Genomic DNA, 7,033 nt, shown 5'->3' on the forward strand with positions numbered 1-7,033 from the left:
TGCATAAAAAACACGGCCTTTTTCCATAAATATACAAGACCGTGAAAAAAATGTTATTTTGAAATATTTTTATGTATTACGTTTAATATATTTTTTAATTCATTTGCAGGAATTTGTCCTGGCGCTGAAGCTTTTGTTACCGTTCCAAAGGTTATTGCCGAACCGAAAATTTCTCCTGCTAAACGACTAATAAGACCGATTCCTTCCATAGACATTGTTATAAAAGGACGATCAGCATATTGCTCCTTCATTTCTCTTGTCGCATCTAACAACGTAATGACATCTTTCGTATTACGCGGCATAACAGCAATTTTCGGTATATCACCATCTAATCGTTGTGCTTTTCGTAATCTCAAAATGATTTCATCTTTAGGTGGAGTACTATTAAAATCATGATTTGATAAAACTACAAGGACATTATTTTTATGTGCTTGCTCTATAAGAGTCTTTACATATTGATCACCAGTAAATAATTCAATATCGACTATATCAACAAGACCAGAACGAATTACGGCTTCATTTAATGTTATGTAAGACTGTATATCAAATTCTCGAACTCCACCTTCTTCTTTAGTACGAAAGGTAAAGAGTAATGGAACATCTGGCAAGCTAGCTCGTAAAGTATTTAATGTTTGTTGCACTTTATCAAGATTGGTTACACTTTCAAAATAATCTGCTCTCCATTCGACAATGTCGAAATTACTTGCTTTTAAAATGGAAATCTCAGAGTTTATTTGCTCTTCGTCCGTTCCAACAATAGGTACACAGATTTTCGGTATACCTTCACCAATAACGATTTTCTTAATACGAAATGATTTCACCATACTCCGCACTCCTTTGGATATCAATTAAGTAATAATATACCATGTCTATTTATGTAAAAGAATAAAAAAATGTCCGGATGCTAATGAACAATCCGGACAAAAGTTAAGTTACTTTTAAAAATTGAAAGTATATCTTTTTTATTTATTATAATCCCATTGCAATTAAAATGATAAAGTAAGCAATTAATAATACAAACCCCATCGGCAAACCAATTTTTGCCCATTCTTTACTTGTAATATTTAACTTACCTGCAGCAATAATATTCGGTATATTACCCGGTATTAACATTCCGCCAGCAATAATTAATCCAATTAAAATCGCTTCTACCGTATCAGGTGTCATTGCCGGACTAATTTCAGCAGCAGCTAATGTTGCATTATCTAATACTGCAGATAAAATGTTAATCCAATAAAGAATCTTAGCATCTAAATCAAGTAAATACTGATTAATTAACGGTTCAAATCCAGCTCCTAACATTGTAAGTCCAAAAACAAATAAATAGATTTTAACGGAACGGATAATGATTTCACCATACGATTCCGTTTCCTGTTCTACACTAACATTTTTCCCTTCATTACGTTTTACTACGAAGGCAGCAAAAATACCGAGGATGATAACACCAGGAATAACTAACGGACCGATTAATTCTAATAAATAGAAGAAATCTTCTCCCATTTTACTAACAGTAATTGTGGATAGTGGTTCACCAATTGGTGTTAATGCAGCTCCAAAACCAATAGAAAAACAAGAAATGATTGTAAGTAGTATCAAGTCTTTTCTTTCTAAAGATAGATTGCTTAAAATAAGTACCAAAACAAGCGCAGCGATAATCGCTGTAATTATACTAGAAACGAAACCTAATACAATAACAATTAAAGCGATAAATAATGGAAATGGCATCTTATTACTTACAGTGTTTATTGCTCTTCCTAACTGAGTCTGGAACCATTTAAATAATAGTCCAGCTACTAACACAGCGATTGTAATTTTTATCGGATCTTTTAAAGCATGTAAAAGTAGCTCAGTATTAAATACGCCACCTACTATAGCAGCGGCAATCCCCATAATAAACAGGAAGTACTCTAAATTATGTTCTACAATTTTAATGGTAAAGGGTAAGAATAAAACAAGTATTAAAATAATTAATAAACCTATTGTCATAATAAACCTCCATTCAAAATATAAATTCCTATTCACACAACTGCTTATTACCCACTAAAAAAAGACTTCAATCATATTTTTCCCTAAAAGTGATTAAGAATGTGTATAATAATAGCAAATTTAGATTACTTACCTTGACACCCCCTATATTAATTTTTTGCATAAAAATAGAGTCTGCCAAAAAAGACATAAAAATGCCCTTTGTGACAGACTCCACCAATTCACAATATTATTTTGTACTCACATTCTAACAAACAGCTTGAATGTTTTCAACTAAAATAACAACTTATCCAATTTCCGTACAAATAAAAAGTCCAAAATCCTTTATACAAGGACTTCAGACTTTAGATGAGCCGTAGAGGATTCGAACCTCTGACCCTCTGATTAAAAGTCAGATGCTCTACCGACTGAGCTAACGGCTCGTAATAATTTTTTATTGAATACTATTTATAGATTTCTTACTTAAATTGCATCTACGACGTCCCGATTTCGGGTAGTCTACTCACCGTTGCTTGCGAAATCGGTACGCTGATGTCCAGCTTCGTAGCTTACTCTTTCGTGCTCTACCGACTGAGCTAACGGCTCGTAATAATTTTTTATTGAATACCATTTATAGATTTCTTACTTAAATTGCATCTACGACGTCCCGATTTCAAAGCAGAAATACTAGTATACGTCCTATGTAAAAATGAATGGCTGGGCTAGCTGGATTCGAACCAGCGCATCACGGAGTCAAAGTCCGTTGCCTTACCGCTTGGCTATAGCCCATTGATATTACTGCATGAAGAATCTTCCCCGAAGCAGCTTCATGGAGTCACACCGCAGAAAATTTAATTACATTGAATTTACATCTATGAATTACTACAGTAATAAAATTTTCGACAAAACTTATTTCTGTCTGTATAATAACATCGCAGGAAGATTTAAGTTCGATGTAAAAACTTCATGTAATGTCTTCAGAAGTTAAATCTTCCGACAATATAGGTTTTCAATCCTACTACGCAGAAAATTTAATTACGATTGATTATTCTTCTTTGAAGCACTTCAGTAATTAAATTTTCGACACTCCTATATTCAAAGTGCCAAGAATTATTCAAATAAGTGGTGGAGGGGGACGGATTCGAACCGCCGAACCCTGAGGGAGCGGATTTACAGTCCGCCGCGTTTAGCCACTTCGCTACCCCTCCATATTTAGGAATGGTGCCGGCCAGAGGACTTGAACCCCCAACCTACTGATTACAAGTCAGTTGCTCTACCAATTGAGCTAGGCCGGCATATTTAATATAGATCTTTTATTTTTTGTCGTCCCGCTCTCAGAAAGATTAATCAAGATGTTGCTCGAGCGGTACGCTGAAGCATCGCTTCGGAGTTTTTTCGGTCGTGCTCTACCAATTGAGCTAGGCCGGCATATTTAATATAGATGTTTTATTTTTTTGTCGTCCCGCTCTCAGAAAGATTAATCAAGATGTTGCTCGAGCGGTACGCTGAAGCATCGCTTCGGAGTTTATTCGGTCGTGCTCTACCAATTGAGCTAGGCCGGCATATTTTAATATTTATTCGAACTAAGGACATAAAACTTAAGTAATGGTGGAGGATGACGGGATCGAACCGCCGACCCCCTGCTTGTAAGGCAGGTGCTCTCCCAGCTGAGCTAATCCTCCAAATGGTGACCCCTACGGGATTCGAACCCGTGTTACCGCCGTGAAAGGGCGGTGTCTTAACCACTTGACCAAGGGGCCATTACTTATTGACTTGTCTCTCTTAAGCTGACGTTTATTATTATATCTAGAATATATTTGTTTGTAAAGTAAAAATTTAAAATTTAAATTTTCGAACATCTAGACTACTCTTTTCAAATAATAAATTTCATTTTATTTTTGGATTGATTAATACCGAAATGTAATTCAAAGTATTCAATTGATGAATCATGCAACCATTTTTAATTATAAAAACGAAGAGATTTGAAAATCCCCTCGCAGTATTACTTATCTATAAAAATTATTATTGGTTTCTTTTTGAAGCTAAGTCAACCGCTAATTGATCAACACGTTTAATGGATATACGAAGATTAAAATTAAATCAATAACTGCAAATAAAACTCCAGGAACTAATGTTGAAACTACATAAATTCCATCTAACACATCTTGAGTTTGCACTGCTTTTTCACTTTGATAGCCGATTACTGCAATAGCAAAACCACCTAAACCACCAGCAAGGGCTTGGCCGATTTTTCTTGAGAAGGAATAAATTGAGTAAACCGTACCATCTTCTCTTATTCCTGTTAATAGTTCTTGATAATCAATTACATCCGCTACGAATGCCCAAACAACGATGTTAAACATACCGAACCCTAACATAGCGATTGCGGTAAATCCAATAAACACCCACATATTTATACCTTGTAAAAAGTATAAAGCTATATAAGTAATGGCAGCTGCAGAAACACCAACAGAGGCAATTTCTTTTTTACCAAATTTAGATGTTAATGTTTTTACAAATGGAGCTAATACAAACACGGCAATCGCTTGAAGCATACCGACGATACTTAAAGCTAAAGTACTTGCAAAATAGTCTTTGAACAAGTAAACATTGACCGTACCGATTAACATTTGAGTAAGCATAATTAATAAAGATGAAGTAAGAATCCATAGTAAAGGTTTGTTTTTCCCTAAACCTTTTAACGTTATTTTTAAATTCATTTTTTGTTATTTATTTTCAGCAATCGTAATTCTCTCTGTCGTTAAATTATAACAAAGCATATAACATATGATTGCTAAAATACCAAGTCCGATTGCTCCCCAGAAGAAACGACCACCATCAGGCTGGTTATCTACGAAAAATAGAATCGGAACTAATGCGCTTAATATTAATCTAGCCATCATAGAACCAACTGTTCTCCACGTTGATAAAGTAGAACGTTCAACTGGAATAGCTGTCATAACAGAAGTCATAGAACCATATGGAATGTTTACAGTACTATATAATGTACCCCATATGATATACGTAACAGTTCCATAAATCATATAGCAGTTTTCTGTTTGACCAGGAAAATAAATAAACTGGGAAATACCTACTATTACAAGTGGGAATGACATTCGGAAAATCCACGGTCTAAACTTACCATTTTTCGTGGTTTTTCTTGTATCAATGAAACGTCCCCAAGTTACATCCACAAATACATCCTAAATACGGGCAAACATAAACAAACCACCGACAATGGCAGCGCTTATCCCAAAAACGTCTGTATAATAAACCATTAAATAAGAGCCAACAAAGAAGAAAAAGTCATTACCTCAATCACCAAATAAATAACCAAATTTATCTCTCAATCCGAACGGAAGAGTTGCTTTTTTTGTGTGCTTTCAGTCACTTCTGAATATACTGTACTCATGATAATTCCTCCTAATAAGCGTTTACAAAAAAATCTTATTATACTAGTATGCAGCATTTTTTATTTTTAAAAGTTTATATAAGATAAAATTTGTTTGTTAGTATGTATTTTATATATGAAACTTCTTATCTCTGATTTAATTGCAAAAAAGAAATTTCTATGACAAATCATAGAAATTTCCAATAGTAGACAAAGTTTTATATAATTCTCCTCTGTTATTAAAGTATTCTGAAAAGGGACTGTCCGGTGTTATTAATCGATTCCATAAACGCATTGGTTCTATAATATGTCTCCGTACAATATTATCAACATGTTCAACGTTTCCTTGTTCTAAACAATCTACCATTTCTCTATGCTCTTCAACTGCTTGAGCAAAAGAGTTTTCCAATTCAGAAAGTACCCGTATTCGATTATAATGAGTACTTAATCGAGTAATTGAGAACCAAATATTTTCTTTCCGTACACCTTTAAAAATAATACGATGAAATTGAGTATCAAGTCTATGGAAGTCTCGCTCTCTACCGTCTTGACTTACCATCAACTTTTGAATCGCCAAATTGTTCTTCAATTCTTGTAAACTTTCTTTCGGAAAACTTTCACATGCTAATTTAACAATTTCTTTTTCCATAACAAAACGCATAAATGCTGCTTCTTCAATCAACTGAATATCAATTTTCGATACATAGGTACCAACTTGAGGGATCACCTCAACAAGATTTTCTTCTCTCAATTTGCCTAGTACTTCACGAATCGGTGTTCTAGAAATTTCAAGCTTTTGAGCTAAATCGATTTCGCTAATAACTTGACCTGGTTTTAATTCTAAAAACATAATTGCATCACGAATCACTCTATAAGAGTAATCTTTATTATTTTCTCCTGCATTTCTTGGTGGTATAGTAAACATCTTTTTTTGCACCCCGACATTTAATATTTAACAAAAAAACAATAATAATAGATTTTTAGATAATTATAGATAGCGGTTTCATTTTTAATGAAAGCGGTTTACATATTAAGTATACTAGCATACTATACTGATTTTGTACAGATATTTTATGAGAAATGTCCACCATTTTAAGGTTTTAACATTTAGGAAAAAGCGATATCCTTACTGGATACCGCTTAATAAACGATCCTATTTATGTAAGCTTCCAGCCGGATTCGAACCGACGACCCCTTCCTTACCATGGAAGTGCTCTACCTACTGAGCTATGGAAGCATGGCTCCGCAGGTAGGATTCGAACCTACGACCAATCGGTTAACAGCCGATTGCTCTACCACTGAGCTACTGCGGAATAGAACTAAATTTTTGTATGCGAAAAGCCTGGCAACGTCCTACTCTCGCAAAGGTAAACCTTCACTACCATCGGCGCTGAGAAGCTTAACTTCCGTGTTCGGGATGGGAACGGGTGTGACCTTCTCGCTATCGTTACCAAGCTAATTTTTGTGCTTATTTAATATTATACTAATTAAGCTAAATAATCAAGAAAATTTTTCGTTCTCTCAAAACTAGATAACGTAAGGCTAAAAACCAAGTTCTACTTATTTGTCTAGCTTCGGCTCGTAGCGACTAGTGCAACTTTGCTTTCCTTCCTCGATAATGCTTTCGCATTATCTCGTGCGATTAGAATTCGTAGTAGCATATTCAAGCACTACGAA

At 34.6% G+C, this 7,033-nt stretch carries 3 protein-coding genes, 8 tRNA genes, 1 rRNA gene and 1 pseudogene; all 13 read right to left on the bottom strand.

Features of this window, described 5'->3' with window-relative positions; genetic code table 11:
- Nucleotides 1–53: 53 nt before the first annotated feature.
- Nucleotides 54–824 carry a type I 3-dehydroquinate dehydratase gene (gene aroD, locus GW534_RS09530; RefSeq protein WP_161920790.1) on the bottom strand — a complete coding sequence of 257 codons (771 nt, stop codon included), beginning with the start codon at nucleotides 822–824 and terminating at the stop codon, nucleotides 54–56.
- 145 nt (nucleotides 825–969) lie between these two features.
- On the bottom strand, nucleotides 970–1,986 hold the full coding sequence (locus GW534_RS09535) for a DUF1646 family protein (protein WP_161920791.1): 1,017 nt from the start codon (nucleotides 1,984–1,986) through the stop codon (nucleotides 970–972).
- A gap of 349 nt (nucleotides 1,987–2,335) precedes the next feature.
- Nucleotides 2,336–2,408, bottom strand: a tRNA-Lys gene (locus GW534_RS09540).
- A 271-nt stretch (nucleotides 2,409–2,679) separates the two neighbouring features.
- Nucleotides 2,680–2,754, bottom strand: a tRNA-Gln gene (locus GW534_RS09545).
- A gap of 334 nt (nucleotides 2,755–3,088) precedes the next feature.
- Nucleotides 3,089–3,173, bottom strand: a tRNA-Tyr gene (locus GW534_RS09550).
- An 11-nt stretch (nucleotides 3,174–3,184) separates the two neighbouring features.
- A tRNA-Thr gene (locus GW534_RS09555) sits at nucleotides 3,185–3,260 on the bottom strand.
- Between the two features lie 311 nt (nucleotides 3,261–3,571).
- Nucleotides 3,572–3,647: transfer RNA gene (locus tag GW534_RS09560), tRNA-Val, on the bottom strand.
- Nucleotides 3,648–3,650: 3 nt separating this feature from the next.
- A tRNA-Glu gene (locus tag GW534_RS09565) sits at nucleotides 3,651–3,725 on the bottom strand.
- Nucleotides 3,726–4,019: 294 nt separating this feature from the next.
- Nucleotides 4,020–5,159: pseudogene (locus GW534_RS09570) on the bottom strand (MFS transporter).
- 375 nt (nucleotides 5,160–5,534) lie between these two features.
- Entirely contained in the window at nucleotides 5,535–6,281 is a 747-nt protein-coding gene (locus tag GW534_RS09575; protein WP_161920792.1) for a GntR family transcriptional regulator, read from the bottom strand.
- 239 nt (nucleotides 6,282–6,520) lie between these two features.
- Nucleotides 6,521–6,593, bottom strand: a tRNA-Thr gene (locus GW534_RS09580).
- Nucleotide 6,594: 1 nt separating this feature from the next.
- Nucleotides 6,595–6,669: transfer RNA gene (locus tag GW534_RS09585), tRNA-Asn, on the bottom strand.
- 27 nt (nucleotides 6,670–6,696) lie between these two features.
- Nucleotides 6,697–6,811 (bottom strand): 5S ribosomal RNA (gene rrf / locus GW534_RS09590).
- Between the last annotated feature and the right edge of the window lie 222 nt (nucleotides 6,812–7,033).

Origin of the sequence: Pallidibacillus pasinlerensis (genome assembly GCF_009996845.1) — a bacterium.
GTDB classification, from domain to species: domain Bacteria; phylum Bacillota; class Bacilli; order Bacillales; family Caldibacillaceae; genus Pallidibacillus; species Pallidibacillus pasinlerensis.

Excerpts from the sequence above, each read along its gene's own strand:
- GW534_RS09535 (WP_161920791.1), bottom strand. The coding sequence starts at position 1,986 with ATGACAATAGGTTTATTAATTATTTTAATACTTGTTTTATTCTTACCC.
- GW534_RS09575 (WP_161920792.1), bottom strand. The coding sequence starts at position 6,281 with ATGTTTACTATACCACCAAGAAATGCAGGAGAAAATAATAAAGATTAC.
- aroD (WP_161920790.1), bottom strand. The coding sequence starts at position 824 with ATGGTGAAATCATTTCGTATTAAGAAAATCGTTATTGGTGAAGGTATA.